This is a genomic window from Streptomyces sp. NPDC027189, from assembly GCF_055566975.1.
In genome coordinates this window covers 18,977-34,620 of the sequence record NZ_JBVHRI010000006.1, presented here as the reverse complement: position 1 = coordinate 34,620, position 15,644 = coordinate 18,977, and the positions used below count along the sequence as shown (strand labels likewise).

The window sequence follows — 15,644 nt, the reverse complement described above, 5'->3', positions numbered from 1 at the left end:
GGTGGGCGGGGCGGGGTGTGATTCGAGTCGTGCGGCTTCCCGGGTCGGCACCGACCGGCCCGTGCCGGGTCACGCCTGGTGGGCGGCGGCCTGCTTGATCAGCTCCGCCACGGCTTCCGGCCGGGAGACGTAGATGGCGTGGCTTCCGGCGGCCTCGCTCACGGTGGCTCCGGCTCGCTCGGCCATCGTGCGCTGTGCCGGCGGCGGGATCATGCGGTCGTCGGTGGCGACGAGATACCAGCTCGGCTTGGCACGCCAGGCGGCCTCCGCGACCGTCCCGTTGAGCGCCGCCACACCCCAGGGAACCTGCGAGTCGGCCATGAACCGCGCCTCCTCGGGCGCCACATCGCCCGCGAACGACGCGGCGAACTTCTCACGGTCCAGGAACAGGAAGCCGTCCTGGGGCGGCAGGATCGGCGGAACGGGCGCACCGGGAGCCGGGTCGGCGATCAGGGTGCCGACCGACTCGCCCTTGTCCGGCGCGAAGGCCGCGATGTAGACGAGCGCGGCCACACCCTCGTGTCGGCCGGCCTCGGTGATCACAGCCCCGCCGTAGGAGTGGCCGACGAGCACGGCCGGCCCGTCCTGGGCGTCGAGGACCTGCCGGGTGACCGCCACGTCACCTTCGAGGGAGTGGGTCGGGTTCTGCACGACGCTGACGTTGAAGCCGTCGCGGGTGAGGAGGCGGTAGACCGGCTGCCAGCCGGAACCGTCGACGAATCCGCCATGCACGAGAACGATGTTCTTCACGGCACTCATGTGATTGCTCCTTGTTTGCCGGAAACCTTCCGGGCAGCTACAAGCTAGGCCGGACTGTCCGTTCCGGCTTCGACCAAATGACCTAGTTGCGCGACGAGCGAGGCCGACGGGAAGGTCATGCCGTGCTTCGCGCCGCGGCCGTCACAAAACGCGTCACCGCCCGCGAGAAGGCCTCCGGCTCCTCGAGGTGACCGAAGTGCCCGCTGTTCTCCAGGATCAGCAGTTCCGATCCGGGGATCAGCCGGTGCAGTTCCTCGGCCCACCGCACCCCGCAGATGACGTCGTGGCGGCCGACAACGACGAGGGTCGGTACGGTGAGTGAGCCGAGGTCCGCACGGTCGTCGATGACGTGCGGGGAAAGGTTTTCGTCCAGCCCGGAGATGTGCGTGGCTCGCACGGAGGCACGCAAGGGAGCGAACTCCTCCTCCCTGCCCCAGTAGTCGGCGAAGTACGCGGGGAGCAGCCCCCTGGCGACGGCTGTCATCTGTGCGTCGTCGGAGATGGCGGGGAGGGCCCGGAAAGCCGCCAGGACCTCGGGGAGTTCGGGATGGCCGGCGTGCCGCTCCGCGAACAACTGCACCAGGCGCATGGCCTCGGCGGCGTGTTCGGGACCGGTCAGCGGCGCGCTCTCGTAGAGGATCACCCCGGCGACGCGCTCGGGGTGATGCAGGGCGTGGTACTGGGCGACGAAGCCGCCGTGCGAGTGGCCCAGAAGGTGCACCTCGGGGACGGCGAGGTGCTCGATCAGCGCCCCGAGGAACCGACTGTAGCGGGGCCGGGTGTAGCCGTGGGGGTGGGAACGCAGCAGGCCGGAGGCGCCACTGCCGATCGGCTCCGGGTACACGATCGTCAGGTGCCGCTCCAGCGCGGGCATGCGCAGGTACTCCCAGACGATGCCCGGTCCGCCGGAATGCGCGACGCACACCGGCCCCGTGCCATGGACGTGATAGCGCTGCACGACTCCGTCGATCTCGACGGTGTGCGTTCCGGCGGCCAGAGGATCGGTCGCAGAGGTGGTCATGGGGGGTCTCCGTATCCGGCAGGTGTCGATGACACCGGCAGGACGCCGGAGAGAGGACGAAGTTCGACCCGGACTACGTGACGCCCGTCACAGCGGGGTGAGTTGCTGGATGGCCGGCACCGGCCTGGGGTGCAGGAGACGCAGCCGATGCGGACGACCGGCGCCGTCCAGGGTCATCAGCCAGGCCACCGAGGGCGGGCAGTGGTCGGGGTTGTCGGCGGGGCCGAGGAGGTCCATCTCCCAGACGACAAGGGACCGGCCGGCCACGGCATGGACCAGGCGTTGCCGTACACCGGCCTCGAGGTCGCCGTCCATGCCGCGTACGAGGACGCTCCTGCCGCCCACTGGTTCGTTCCCCCTGAGCAGGGCGATCTCGGGCGACCAGCGCTCCGTCATCAGCGCGCCGAAGCGTCCGCTCTCGGCGGCGGCCAGTGTCTCGCGCGCCTCCACACGGCTGGCGCGGAGGCGCTGCGCGGTGTCGCCGTGCGGGGCGTCCGCCGTGGCGGCGAGGGCTGTCGCGAGCTTGGCGCGTCCCTGGTTGAGCCGGCTGCGGACCGTGCCGACCGGGACCCCGCAGGCGTCGGCTATCCGTTCGTAGGACGTGACGCCGGTGCTGAAGTGACGCAGCACCAGGGGCAGGCGCAATGCCGGGGACAGCTCTTCGACGGCCTCCCAGATCCAGTCCCGCATCGCGTGCTGCTCCAGCCACCGCTCCGGACCGGCGTCCGTGGCGGGCAGGTGCAGACCGTCGATCGGCTGGACGGGGACAGAGTCCCGCAACAGGGAACGGCTGGCGTTGCGGACGATCATCCGCAGCCATGCGCCCACGGCCGCCGGGTCGCGGACGTCGCCCACGCGGCGGAGCGCGGTGACGGCCGCGTCCTGGACCACGTCGTCGGCGTCGGGCCCCGGCCCCAGAATGCTCAGCGCCACCGCGCGCATACCTGCCCGGTGCCGTTCCAGCAGCAGGCCCAGGGCAGTGGCCTCACCCGCCTGCGCGGCTCGGGTGAGCGCCGCGTCCTCGATGCGCGCGGCTTCGTCCGAGTTCCGGTTCATGGGGTCCCACTTCCAGCGTCCGCCGTCGTGCGTGACCGTACTACGTGATCGCCATGTCTCTCTCGGCCGACCGGTGCGGGGACCGTCGTGCCACGCCGCAGCGCCACGGCCCCCGCATCGCTCGGTAACGCCCGCCCACCGCCTGCGCGGCCGGCCCGTCGAGCGCGGCGACCTCGTCGGCCGTCAACCCGATATCGGCCGCGGCCACGTTCGCTCCGCCGGCGTCCCGTGTACCCCACGCGCTACGGGGAGTTGTTCGCCGTGGACACTCGAACAGGCGAGGAGCTCTGGCGGACCCATCCGCGTACCTTCCTCGAACGCCGATGGGTCTCGCTGAGCCCGGCCATGGTGATCAACGGCAACCTGTACGCGGTCTCCGCCCGCAACAGCGTCTTTGGGGTCGACGCGGCCCCGCCCCTCGCGTGCCTGATCAGCAAAGGTGATCGTTCCGCTGTCAAGGTCAACCGACCACGTGCACCTCCACGCGCTGGGCGCCGTGGAGGTGGTGGACTACCAGGGACCGGCCAAGCGACCAGGATTGGCGCGTCAGGTGGTCACTCGTAGCACTACTGGCCGGGAAGAGGCCTCCGCCGGGCCGAGTTCAGGAGACGGCAGACGTCAGGTATGTCAGGTATATCCCTCCCTCGCAGTCGGGCATCTTCCGCAGGGTCCAGCGGCCTTCGACGGTCGCGGACGAAAAGTTCGACTCGGCGTCGTCCTCCTCCACCTCGCCCTCCCTCAGGGCGTAGCCGGCCTTGGGGAGCTTCTTCTGCAGGAACGCCAGGGCGGCGTCGAAGCGGCCCCGTACGACTGTGGTGACGACGAGCCGGTCGCCGGTGCGGTGCTGCACCGAGGTCACCACCGCACCGTCGGGCACGGGAAGGTTTGCCGGGAAGTCCTTGGGAAGCGGCAGTGAGGCGTCGGTGGGACAGCCGCCGGGCGCGGTGCCGGCCGTTTTCCCGGCCGCGTACGGCGGCGCCACCGAGGGCTCCGCCGAGCATCCGGTGACGGCCGCCAGGCTGAGGGCGGCGCCGATCAGTACGGCAGCCGGGGGCAAAGGCTTCATCTACTGGCCCCTTCTGGGCTTCTTGTGCTTGCCGCCGACCACGGCGTCGTATGCGCCGTACAGTGTGTTGCCGGAGGACTGGCGGGCGATCGAGGCCAGTGCGTCGTAGTTCTGCGCGCCGCCGGTGGCGCAGGCGCCGGTGCAGCCGTCGGCGTAGGCGGCGAGCACGCGGCCCTGGGCGTCGAGGGTGACGTCATTGAAGTCCAGGAGATTGCGGTCGTTGCCGCAGGTGGTGCCGCCCGTGCAGATCGACCCCTTCTGGACCGGGTCGGTGGGGGTGGCGTCGACGGTGACCCAGGACTGGCCGCCGTCGTAGGTGGTGGCCACGTACAGGTGCCAGACGCCCTTGAAGTTGGCCGTGTCCTGGTAGTTGCCGCCCGTGGTGGTGCCGAGGAAGGCGAAGGCGGCGCGGTTGTCGTCGCCCGCGGTCACGGCCGGGAAGACGATGTTCTTGATGCCAAGGGCCGCGCCGACGTTCTGGTCGTACAGCCACGTCCTGCCCTTGTCGTGGCTGACGGCGATACGCGCGGTGTCGTCGCTGTTCTGGTAGCCCATGTAGACGGTCCCGCCGGCCCCGATCCCCACGCTCGGGTCGGAGTCACCGGGGGTGCTGGACGGGTCGGGGCGGACGGTCCAGGTCAGCCCGTTGTCCTCGGAGACGGCCACGGCCTGATGGCTGCCGCAGCCCTTGTTGGGCACGTACACCGTGCCGTCCGGGGCGACCTTCACGTGCCCGTGCAGGCCGCCGCAGTCCAGCAGCGAGTACATCGGAACCGCGGGCCCGTACGTCAGACCGCCGTCCCGGCTGACCGCGCAGGAGGCGTCGGCGATGTCCTGGGAGCAGTAGTAGACGGCGTGGGGGTACGACGTGAGGGCGCCCGGCCCGCCCGGGGCGAAGGGGCCGCCGCCGATGGTCTGGTGGTCCACCCCGGAGTTGATGCCTGAGCCGCCCGTCGGCGTCCACGTCTCGCCGTCGTCGTCGGTGTAGCAGGTCAGGGCGGTCTTGCCGGCGAGCTGCGACTCGAAGGTGCGGTGGGTGGCCGGGTCGGTGAACAGGATCGGGTCGAGGCTGGTGGTGCTGCCCTGGGGACAGCCGTTGACCGCCTTCGCGCTCTTGTCCTGCCAGGTGGCGGCGCCGGCGCTGTCGTAGGTGACCTTGAGCGTCGATGTGTACGCCTGGAACATCGCGGCGCCACTCGCGCGGTCGACGCCGATCGAGGGTTCACCGGCATTGTGCGCGTCCGCGATGCCGTCGGGTGCCGAGGAGTTCGCGTACGTCGGCGGGAGGGCCGTGCTCGGTGGCGGATTGACCGGGTTGGCGACCAGGCTTGCGGTTGCGGTGAAGCTGTCGCCGAGCGGTGCGTAGGGCACCACGCGCACGGTGTACGACGCCGTCACCGCCGGGAGCAGTACGGTCTCGGGGTCGCTGGTGGAGGCGGAGGCGGCCACCTCGCGGCCGTCCGCGTCGAGGACGTACAGGTCGAAGTCGGCTGCGGTATCGGGCCACTTGACGTCGATGCTCAGGCTGTGACCGGCGTCGTAGCCCATCGGCACCGACACCTTCAGGGCGTAGTCGTCGCAGAGTTGCGGACTTCCGCAGCTCACCGTCCCGGTGGTGCCGGTGACGTTCGGGACGGCGAAGGGACCGGCGCTCCATGTGGTCGTGGGCGCGGTGTCGCTGACCGATCCGGAGGGCGGAGTGGCGGCGTCGGCCGACACACTCGGCAGGGTGCCGGCGACGAGCGCCAGCAACCCGACGGCGACACGCCCCCGCGACCGCGGGTGGCGGGGAAGACGGAGTGTGGAGAAGAGGGCCACAGGTACCTCGTGGGTTCGCGAGTCGGACGAAGGGTCGTGGTGCGTGGCGGTACGGGTGGTGCCTTCGTCTGCTCTACGGGGAGGCAGACGGTGTCCGTCGCGAGAAACCGAACTCTTTTCGAAGCGGGCTCGACAGTGCGCCCCGTCCGCCGGCCGGCCGTGGCTGAGCCAAGACGGTCGTCTTGCAGCTGGATCGCACTACTGGCTGTCGACAGCGACTGTAAGGTCGCAGACACGGCTTGGCGTGCACGAGAGCCATGCCCAGGACCTGTGTCGAACTCAGGGAGTAGTCAACGACAACGGCACCACGTCGAACGGCTCCCTGATCGACGAGATCGTCCGGGAGGGCGCCCGGCGGATGTCACAGCGGCTCTGGAGGCCGAAGTCAACGCCTGCATAGCCGAGTTGGCCGACCATCGGGAACGAGAACGTTCGGCGGCCCGTGGTGCGCAACGGCTACCACCAGCCCCGGATTGTCACCACCGCGGCCGGGGTGGTCGAGGTGAAGTCCCCGCGCGTGAACGACAAGCGCGTCGATGTGGAGCCGGGCGAGCGCAGGCGGTTCTGCTCCGCAATCCTGCCGCCGTGGTGCCGCAAGTCCCAAAAGATCAGCGAGGTGCTGCACCTGCTCTATCTACGTGGTCTGTCCTCCGGCGACTTCGTTCCGGCGCAGGAGTGGTTCCTCGGCGGCGCGTGCCCCGATTTCTTCGCAGTGCCTTCCCGTTCGCCGCCAGTGATCGTCGCCGTACCGCGAGGAGGGCCATAGGGCGCGAGCACGTCAGCGGGTGATGAGCACCATCCGGAAGCGGGCGGCGCCGGACAGCATCTTTTGGTACGCCTCGTCGGCCTGGTTCAGCGGCACGGGTGACAGTGACCTCTGCCGCAGTCGAACTCCCGGATCGATGCGACCTGCTGGGAGGCCGCCGACTGGGTGTAGCCCGGCGACGGCGCGGCCGCGGTGAAGGTTCCCTGTTCGGCCACAGCGCTGGGCGCCCGCCCCTCCTCGGGGAGGGACCGGCTGACGGGGATATGGTCCGGCCTGGACGAGAGGCCCGAGATCGCTCACATCGCCCGCGACTGGCAGGCCAACTCCACCTCGTCGCGGTCGGCTGCGGCCTGGCCACCATGCCCTCTCGACTTGCGCATCCTGCCGGCCCGCGGCAGGCCTCAAGAACAGCGGCGCCGGTGGCCGGTGGAGCCGTGACCTGTGCCGTGGGGACTTGGCCGCTGGTGCGGGCGCCCCAGAAGGCGTGGCCGTTCCTGGACGGTGTGCGATCCCGTCGGCCGCATAAGCAGGCGAAGCCCCTGACAGAAATGGGAGACCTTGGTCAAGAACCCGTTGATGCCAGGAGCTTCGCCGATCCGACTGCCTGCAGCCGCCAACGCCCCAACCACACCGTCGGGTTGGAAAGGGCTCGCCGACTGACGTTCGAGCTGTGGATCAGAGGGAGGCGCTGACGCCGGCGTGGTTGTACTGGCCGGCGGCGCCCAGGACCTCGTTCTTGACGGTGTCGATCTGGGCCAGGGCACCCGCGTCGCTGACCGCCGTGGGGCCGACGACGAGGCTGGCGTGCGGGTTCAGGCCGCCGGAGACGAGGTCGAGCTCGGCGTCGGAGATGTCAACGGTCTCAACCTGGGGAGCGGAGTTCATGATGAAACTTCCCTTCGTATGGTGATCCACAAGGGGGGCGGCCCCGCTGGGGACTGATAGCGGGGCTCAGCCGCAGGTGCGCGACACCCGTTTCCGGAGACATTCGCGTGGCCCCCGCGGCGCAACGGATCAAAGCACGGAGCACGCCGGGCATCCAATCAACCAGCAAACGCATCCAGGAAGTTGAACGATCGGGCTACGCATCCGTGCAGGCGCGCACACGATTTGAGGGCGTCTTCTCTACATGCCGCGCAGCACCGGGATGCGACTGACGTGGTCATCAGGATTCCCGAACGGGACAGACCGCACCAACAGAGCACTATCCGGCAGGCCCCTGCGTAGATCCATTGCGCACCGTGGAGCGGTTGCGCATTCGATGTGCAGATTCGCCGAAGCTGGAACGTCGCCCCGTTTCGGACACCGACCGTTGCCACCCGGTAACATGGCGTAGAACTCAGCTCAGGGCGGTGTGCGACGAGCTCAGTGAAGCCGCCTGCGGCGGTGGCGTGGACGATAGTCGATTTGCCATCGTCGTCCGCCTCGGTCCGGGTGAGTCTCCACGATCGGGTTCTCCCCCGACAGCACCCTCCCCGCCACCGCCAGCAAGGACGCCAACGTCGGCACGGTACGGATGTGGACGACCTGTGTCCTCGCCGCGTCGAGCCCTCCGGGCGCGGAACCAGCACCGTAACCAGCGCAGTGGAATGCAGCGCGCTCCGGCTGACACAGCGTCTCAGTTCCAGTCGGTCACGGGAGGCCGCGTCGCCTGGCGCGGAAGGCGGGGCTAGGGACACCTGTAGCGGGAGGGTGCGCCGGAACTGCGAGAACTCAGCGGCCCGACTCGGAAATCCCAGACGCCAGCTGCCCCACCGCGTCCAGAATTCCCTGCCCGAACGCTGTCGGAGCGACGAGCACGCCGAACACCAAGACGATGAGCACGGTCAGCTTCTCATCGTTCCGGCTTCGTGCCTCGGTCCGGCGGCCAAGTCGGAAGACGATGATGACCGCCAGGAGCACCGCCACATTGATCGTCAGCACCACAAGCCCCCCTCCTGTGAACGCACCTCGTACAGATGTAGCGAGCGCAGACAGAGGTGGGCAGCTCAGACGTAGGTAGATGGCAACAATGCGCGTACAGATCGGCCGGATTCGCGGGCTTGCGCTATCCGTCGCTGTGGGCGCCTACAAAGGCCTCGGGAGGGTGCAGAATGGCGGGAGATGAGGGCTAGTCAGCCTGCGGGCCTCCGTTGTTGCGTCGACGCAAGATCCCGCTGCGGCGGGGAAGCGCCGGCGGTTCCAGCACGGCCTGTAGTGCCTGCTGAAAGGACTCCAGGGCTCGGATGGTCCGGTCGGCGTCTTCGTAGTGGTCTACCACCGCGGTGAACAGTGCTTCCACCGCCGTCGAAAGTCCTGGCTCCGGGCACCTGAGCAGTGGTGAAACGGCCGCCCCGAGCCGACCGAGGGGTGCCGTGAGACCTGCGGCGGACATCGCACTCTCTTGACCCCTGCGCCCGATGACACTGGCAGCGTCGCCATAGCCGACCAAGAACGCTGGGACTCCCCTCTGGCCGGACCGGGCGTAGGCCGCGCCACCCTGAACTGCCGCACGCAGGCCGGCCATGGCCTTGGCCTTCCACCCACCCCACAAGTGGTCGTGGACATTTCCTGCCACGCGCACCGCCAGCACCGCCGTGACCAGTTCATCGGCCTGAGCCTTAAGACCGACCCGTCTTCTGCGTCGTGAGTGTGCGTATCTGGGTCATGCCCCAGCCTGGTCCTCTCCGGCATCCTGACCCTGCTGCTCGCCCCGCTGGCCACCTGGGGCGTGCTGGCGCGGGCGGACGCTTGAGGGGGATACCGACCCGTCTCCCGAGATCGAGCTGGTCGCCTGACACACCAGCGGGGTGCCCCAGGTTCTTCCGAGGCACCCCGTCAGAAGGCGTGATCGTTTCAGTTCGTGATCACAGGGTCTCGCACTGGCCCAGCCGTGCACCGGTCACGGAGTTGGGATGCCCGTCATTGGTGGGTGGCGGGACGTTGCCGGAGCAGATCAGGGAGCCGCCGATGGTGTTGCCCTCGATCTCGGCCCGGGAGTCCTCGGGGAAGGGGCCGGTACCGGTCGTGCCCTGCACCTGTACCGAGCCTCCGACGTGGTTCGCGATGACCTCCGCACCGCTGCGGTTGTCGGACAGCGTCACCTGGCCGGTGATCCTGTTTCCGGCGCAGCCGTCGTCACCCGGGTCCCCGATCACCACGAAACCGCCGGCCCTGGCGGCGTTCACCGATCCGGTGACCGTGCTGCCGCAGACGCCGAAACGGGTGCCGCCCGAGGACAGGACACTGCCCCGGATCGTGGAGTTGCTGATGAACAGGGCGCCACCAGCAGCGCCGTGCACGGCGCCGCCGACCGTGGCGTTGACGATGCAGGTGCTGCCGCTGCCCGCGAACACCGCGTTCGGGACCGATCCGGTGATGGTCCTGGTGCAGGTCACCGTCTGGGTGGTGGACTCCAGGCCACCCGCCAGGTAGTTGCCGTCACCGCTGTACTGGGCGGTGATGGTGTGTGTTCCGGGCAGCAGGTCCGACGTGCTGACCTGCGTCCGGCTGCAGTTGGTGCCGCCGCCCGGCGACAGCGTGCCGGTGCCCACGAGCGTGCCGCCGTCGCGGAACACCACCGTCCCGCTCGGCGGCGAGGGCGGGTTGGTGCTCGGGGTGGCAGGGCACACCGTGTCGGCAAAGGTGACGGCCTGACCGAACGCCGCCGGGCCGGCGGACGCCAGGGTTGTGGTGACGGGCGCCTTGTCGACCGTCTGGACCAGGGTCGTGGCGGTGCTGGGCTCGAGGTCGCCGTTGCCGCTGTAGACGGCGTCGACGTTGTGGGGGCCCGGGCTCAGCGTCGCGATGCTGCCCGACGTCGCCCGCCCGGTCGTGGTGTCCACCGGCACCGGGCCGCCGAGCGGGTTCCCGTCCACCTTGAAGCTCACCGTGCCGCCGTCGGGTACGGGGGTGACCGTCGCGGTGACGTTCACCGGCTGGCCGTATACGGACGGGTTGGCGGAGGACGTCAGCGAGGTCTGGGAGTCCTGCGGGACGGTCTTGAAGAAAATCGCGTCGACCCCCGGCGGTGTGGTGGCCGGGTTCGGCCCGCCAGCGTTGCCGGAGAAGGAGCCGTAGAAGACATTGCCGACGGCCTTCATCTGCTGGAAGTCGCCGAGGACACGCTGGTTGTTCATGGTGTCGGACCTCTCCGGTGAGGAGAACGACTGCAGGACGGTGTCGGTGAACGTGACGCCGTGGTCGGTGCTCCGGGCGAGGTGCGCGGAGAAGATGGGGAAGCCCGCGGTGTTGGGGCCGTCGAAGGTGGTGTAGAGGACGCCGACGGTCCCGTCGGCGAGCACCGCGACCGAGGGGAGCGCCGCGTTGGTCGAGGCGGAGACGTTGTGCTCCGCCCCGACGGTGAGACTTCCCGCGCCGTCGTCGGTGAGCCGCCGGATCCTGATCTGGTTGTTGCCCGAGACGTCCGCGCCGTAGGCCACGTACACGTCGCCGGTGGACGGGTCGACGGCGGCGTGGTCGACGCCGCCGAGCAGCGCGTTGACCCCGCCGAACTTGTACGTTCTGCCCTGGTGGGTGTTGGCCGTGGCGACGGCGATGCCGTTCGGGCCCTCACCCGGGTTGTTCCCCAGTGTCCAGCCCGTCCCGTCGCCCTTCCACCGGTTCAGCCGGAAGGTGATGTTCTGCGGGTCGCCGGTCCCGGCACCGGTCTGGAAGAGGGTGTAGACCCAGCCGTTCCGCGGGTCGGTCGCCAGGCGGACACCACCGCTGGTAGCGGCGTTCGTGACGACCGAGCCCGGCGAGGCGGGCGCGGTGAAGTTGAAGGGGTTGGCGGGGGACGAGACCGCGACCTGCGCCGTCGGCGGGGCGGCGGTGTCCTCGTAGGAGACGTAGAGGTCGTCCTGGCTCGCGTTGGACGGGTCGCGGTTCACCAGCAGCCAGGGCTGATCGGCGGTCGTGCTGGTGCCGCTGACGGGTGCGGTGGGGGTGCCGTTCCAGGTCCACGCTGCCGCGCTGGTGGGATCGCTGGTCGAGCCGACCACCACTCGGTTCTGGGTGCAGGGGTTACCGACACACGTCAGGAAGGCACCGTAGAGGGTGCCGTCGCGGCCGTAGTCGACGGTCTGGTCGGCCGGAGCGTTCGCCTGGCCGGTGAGACCCGGTGCCGGGATGCTGGTCTCGTTGGTCCAGGTCGTGCCGCCGTCCGTCGAGTAGAGCAGGTCGGCGTTGCCGCTGTTCCACCTCATGTTGTCGAAGCGGGTGATGACGATCTCGTCGGTGTCGGCCGGGTTGACCGCGATGGAAGGCTCGCCGCGGCCGTTGGGAAAACCGGAGAGCGCGCTCGCGTCGACGACGGTCACCGGGGCGGCGCTCACCGTCGCCCGCGGCAGTCCCCCGGCCGGAGTCCGCACGTCCGTCGGGGCGTTCCGCACAGAGTGGCTCGCCGATGTCGTAGGGGCACCGTCCGCCCATGCCCGCGAAGGCAGCAGGGCCAGCGGTACTGAGGTCAGACAGAGCGAGATGGCGGCAGCGAGAGCTCGTCTCGCCACAGTCGGCGCCGGCCGCAGCGCAGGCACAGCTCTTCCGGGTGGCACAGGCGGGTCTCCTCATCGGATACGCGATTCATCGGACACGCGATTCATCGGACACGCGATCGGATACGCGGGTCGACTGTCAGGGTGCCGACGGTCACGGTCCGGTCGGTGCCGGCGGCACTGCCGAACCACTCGCCTGCCTGTGCGAACCACCCGCCCGGAGCAGTTGTCGCATACGAGTGCCCCACCCCCGTTATCTGCGGCAAGGCCGCTGGCGCCGGTCTTCGTTCCGTTGTTCCTCACCCCCCAGGACGCGAAGCGCCCCCTCCCGGTCCGGCCGGGAGGGGGCGCTCTTCTTGATTCCCTGGTAGGGAATCCGCCTGTGGATGCAGGAGTTGCGGCCGTCGTTGGTGCGGCTATCGGTGGCGGCCTCGCGGGACTGACGGCGGTCGGGACGAGCTGGTTCAGCCTTCGAACGGCCCGCCTTCAGGTCAGGTCCCAGGAGTCGGAGGCTGCTCGTCTCCGCCGCTTTGAGAGCCTCCGCGAACGGCAAGAGCCACGCTCGAAGGCGTACGCCGATCTCCTTGATGCAGGCCAAGAGGTTCTTGACCTACTCCGATCCTGCTCATCTCAAGATAAATATGGCCGAGCGCATCGGCACGTTGCACGTCACAGTCCGCAAGCGTCGCGCCTCTGTAGCGGTCGTTGGGCCCGAGTCCATCGCCCAGTCTGCCGCCGATCTCGTCCGCGCTGTGGCAGCGCTGTCCACCACTGGTGACCACGTCCTCGACGACCAGCACCCGGCGGCCCGCAACCTCGGCGCCCTCGGCGAGACGGCGACTGCCATACGCCTTGGCCTACTTGCGCACGAACGCGCAGGCCAGCCCCGTGTGCCGGCCGAGCGCGGTCACCCCAGGGACGCCGCCCATCTCCAAGCCCAGCCAGGCCTCCCGTGCCGAAGTCGGGCCGATCAGGCGCAGGCGCATGGGCATTCAGTCCATGCGATCGGACTGGTCTTCGCGGCCCTGGTCGCGGAGCAGACCAGCCAGCGTGTCGCGGCTGGCGGCCGTGTCAGGGTGGTCCGGGCCCAGGACGCGGTTGCGGCCCTCCAACGCGATGCGCGCCTCCGCCTCGGCCTCCTCAAAGCGGCCCAGTTCTCCGAGGGAGGCGGCCAGGTTGGCGTGACTGCGCAACGTCTCCACATGGTCAGGGCCCTGCAGCCGGGTGCGAACCTGCAGGACGTGGCGGTGTTCGACGACGGCCTCCTCGACGCGGCCCATGCCGTCCAGCGCAACTGCCCGGTTGTTGCGGCTCGTGAGGGTGTCGGGGTGGTCCGCGCCCAGCAACTGCGTGCGAGCTTGCAGCACCGCGGCGTGCTCGCCCTCCGCCTCCTCGTACCGCTCCAGCTTGCGCAGCAGAATGCCGAAGTCGCTGCGCTTTTCAAGGACGTCAGGGTGCTCGGGACCCAGATCACGGGTCCGTACCTCAAGCACTGCGCGCGCCTCGCGCTCCGCCTCATCGAGCCGCCCCAGGCCGACAAGGACATCGGCGAGCAGGTTGCGCGTGACGGTGGTCCGGGGATGGTCGGGGCCAAGGGCGCGGGCGCGGCCCTCCAGTGCGACGCGTAGTTCGGCCTCGGCCTCCTCATCCCGGTCCATGTGCTCGAGGTTCGCCCCGAGATTGTGGCGGCTGGTGAGGGTGTCGGGGTGGTCCGGGCCCAGCACCCGCGTGCGGGCTTCAAGTGTGGCGCGGGCCTCGGCTTCGGCCTCCTCGTACTGGCCCTGTACCAGCAGGGTGACGGCCAGATTGTTGCGGGTCGAAAGGGTGTTGCCGTGGTCCGGGCCCACGACCCGGGTTAACTGCTCCAGCACGGCTCGCAGTTCGGCCTCGGCCTGTGCGTAGTCACCGTGATTGCGCAGCGCGCTAGCGAGGATGATGCGGCTGGCCAGCGTGTCGGGGTGCTCGCGCCCCAGGGTCCGAGTGCGTATCTCTAGCACGGTACGGGCCTCTTCCTCAGCCTCCTCGAAGTGGCCGAGTTCGCCGAGCATCACCACACGGTTGCTGCGGCTGGTCAGCGTGAAGGGGCGTTCGGGGCCCAGGTCGGCGCTGTTCATCTCCTGTGCGCGCCCGAAAGCCCGCGCGGCGAGCTCGTAGCGCCCGTAGCCATAGGCAAGGGCGCCGATCTCGCCTGCCTCAGCGGCGTCACTATCCGCGAGCGCACCAGCGAGGGTCTGCTCGGGGACCTGATTGTCTGGTGCGGTGTCCTGCTGGGTGGCATCGACCAGGTAGTCGAAGACCTCCACCGTGGCCCGGTCGGCGCTCGGCTGGATAAGCGCCGCCGTGGCGTTGCGCGGTTCGGTGGCCCAGGCCCATGCCGCGTCGAGGGATTCGGGGCTCAGCCGGTCGCCGCCGGCGCCGGCCAGATAGTGCTCGTGCAGGAACTCCAGCAGCGTGCGCGGCAACGGCCGGGTCAGTCCGGCGCGACGGCAGTCGACCGCAGCCGCGATCAGGGCGGCAGCCCGCGGGTTGCCTCCTTCCCGGGCGTTTTCCCATGCGTTCTCCCAGGCGTTGAGGAGTTCAGGGCCGGCAGCCAGGTACTCGGCCAGACCGAATTGGCCGCTGTGGTCGAGCGCATCAGCGATGCGCTGGTCCCAGGCGCGGGTAAGGGCCCGTTCGCGCTCCGCGGCGCTCAACGGACGCCGCAGCCGCAGCTGGATGGCCTGCTCCAGCACGTGCCGGGCCTCCGCCGCGTCCGCGGCATCGGGGTGCGCACTGTCGGTGTAGCGGGCCATCTCGGCCGAACGGAGCGTGGCGAGCACGACCCGGTGATGGCCGTCCCCATCGACGAGCCGGGCGACATCGGTCCGAGTCAGCCCGTCGGAGCCGAGATAGCGTTCGACGTTGTCCAGCCACAGCACGCACCGGGGCAGCAGCGCAGCCCGCTCGACGGCGTCGGGCAGAACCGCCTTGCCGTCCGGGAAGATCAGCGTGTGATCGGGGAGCGCGGCCCGCATCGCCTCGTACGCGGCACGGGACTTCCCGGCCGCCGACTCGCCGACCAACAGCACGAACCCACCGCCGGCCAGCAGTTCGACAAGTCGTTCATGGAGGTCGCGCGGCACGTACGGAGGAACGCGGTCACCACTGCCCGTCCCCTCAGCATGGCCGACAGCGGCGCCGCGGGGGTCCGCGTGCCGTGCGGGGTGCACGCCCAGCCGCAACGGGTCCGTGGCATCCCGGACGTTGCGTATCAGGGAGTGTCTGGCCAGCGCGAGACTGCTTTCCTCGCCCCGTTCCTGCGCCCGCCGGTAACCGTCCGCGAGCGCCGGCGCGAACACCCCACCGACCGCCGCCATGACAACGCGCAATCCCAGCAGCCACCACAGCCGGACCCCGACCGCGGCCAGCACCGCAGGCACCGCAACCGCCAGCGCGGCCACGACTGCGGCCACCACCCGACGCGGCAACGTCCACGTACGGCCCGTCAACGACATATCGCACCCCCGGACCGCATTGTCCAGCGGCCACAAGACTCTTGAGCCCGGTTCACCGTCAATCGTCCGCGCGGAACGGCGGCAAGCTCCCCGGCCGCCCGGATAGCCAGCGAGGGTCCAGAGCTCGGGCTGTGCAAGGTGAGCTGCGCGCACTGCCGGGGGGAGAGGGAGGGAACGCCACCGCCCGCGG

10 protein-coding genes and 2 pseudogenes are annotated in these 15,644 nt (G+C 69.8%); 1 reads left to right on the top strand and 11 read right to left on the bottom strand.

Annotated elements, in window-relative coordinates:
- Positions 1-69: 69 nt before the first annotated feature.
- The 5 genes from ACZ4RZ_RS16280 to ACZ4RZ_RS16260 all read right to left on the bottom strand — a co-directional run bounded on the left by ACZ4RZ_RS16280 (position 70) and on the right by ACZ4RZ_RS16260 (position 5,621).
- Positions 70-759, bottom strand: coding sequence for an alpha/beta fold hydrolase (locus ACZ4RZ_RS16280; protein WP_467745120.1), 690 nt, complete (start codon positions 757-759; stop codon positions 70-72).
- A 115-nt stretch (positions 760-874) separates the two neighbouring features.
- Positions 875-1,780, bottom strand: a complete 906-nt coding sequence (locus tag ACZ4RZ_RS16275) for an alpha/beta fold hydrolase (RefSeq protein WP_467745118.1) — start codon at positions 1,778-1,780, stop codon at positions 875-877.
- Positions 1,781-1,867: 87 nt separating this feature from the next.
- Complete coding sequence (locus ACZ4RZ_RS16270) at positions 1,868-2,836, bottom strand: RNA polymerase sigma factor (RefSeq protein ID WP_467745116.1); 969 nt, start codon at positions 2,834-2,836, stop codon at positions 1,868-1,870.
- 601 nt (positions 2,837-3,437) lie between these two features.
- Positions 3,438-3,902 (bottom strand): hypothetical protein, encoded by a 465-nt coding sequence (locus tag ACZ4RZ_RS16265; protein WP_467745114.1) that lies wholly within the window; start codon positions 3,900-3,902, stop codon positions 3,438-3,440.
- On the bottom strand, positions 3,903-5,621 hold the full coding sequence (locus tag ACZ4RZ_RS16260) for a sialidase family protein (protein WP_467745112.1): 1,719 nt from the start codon (positions 5,619-5,621) through the stop codon (positions 3,903-3,905). It lies immediately after the preceding gene.
- A gap of 367 nt (positions 5,622-5,988) precedes the next feature.
- Here ACZ4RZ_RS16260 and ACZ4RZ_RS16255 point away from each other — a divergent pair.
- Positions 5,989-6,408, top strand: a pseudogene (locus ACZ4RZ_RS16255) (transposase); the annotation flags it as partial.
- A gap of 209 nt (positions 6,409-6,617) precedes the next feature.
- On the opposite strand, the pseudogene ACZ4RZ_RS16250 reads toward ACZ4RZ_RS16255, so the two are convergent.
- The 6 genes and pseudogenes from ACZ4RZ_RS16250 to ACZ4RZ_RS16225 all read right to left on the bottom strand — a co-directional run.
- Positions 6,618-6,749: pseudogene (locus ACZ4RZ_RS16250) on the bottom strand (helix-turn-helix domain-containing protein); the annotation flags it as partial.
- 412 nt (positions 6,750-7,161) lie between these two features.
- On the bottom strand, positions 7,162-7,371 hold the full coding sequence (locus ACZ4RZ_RS16245; protein WP_467745110.1) for a hypothetical protein: 210 nt from the start codon (positions 7,369-7,371) through the stop codon (positions 7,162-7,164).
- Between the two features lie 828 nt (positions 7,372-8,199).
- Positions 8,200-8,412: a hypothetical protein gene (locus ACZ4RZ_RS16240; protein WP_467745109.1), complete on the bottom strand. Its 213-nt coding sequence runs from the start codon at positions 8,410-8,412 to the stop codon at positions 8,200-8,202.
- A 920-nt stretch (positions 8,413-9,332) separates the two neighbouring features.
- Complete coding sequence (locus ACZ4RZ_RS16235; RefSeq protein ID WP_467745108.1) at positions 9,333-11,858, bottom strand: Ig-like domain repeat protein; 2,526 nt, start codon at positions 11,856-11,858, stop codon at positions 9,333-9,335.
- A 959-nt stretch (positions 11,859-12,817) separates the two neighbouring features.
- Positions 12,818-12,952, bottom strand: coding sequence for a hypothetical protein (locus ACZ4RZ_RS16230; RefSeq protein WP_467745106.1), 135 nt, complete (start codon positions 12,950-12,952; stop codon positions 12,818-12,820).
- Entirely contained in the window at positions 12,953-15,412 is a 2,460-nt protein-coding gene (locus ACZ4RZ_RS16225; RefSeq protein ID WP_467745104.1) for a tetratricopeptide repeat protein, read from the bottom strand.
- Between the last annotated feature and the right edge of the window lie 232 nt (positions 15,413-15,644).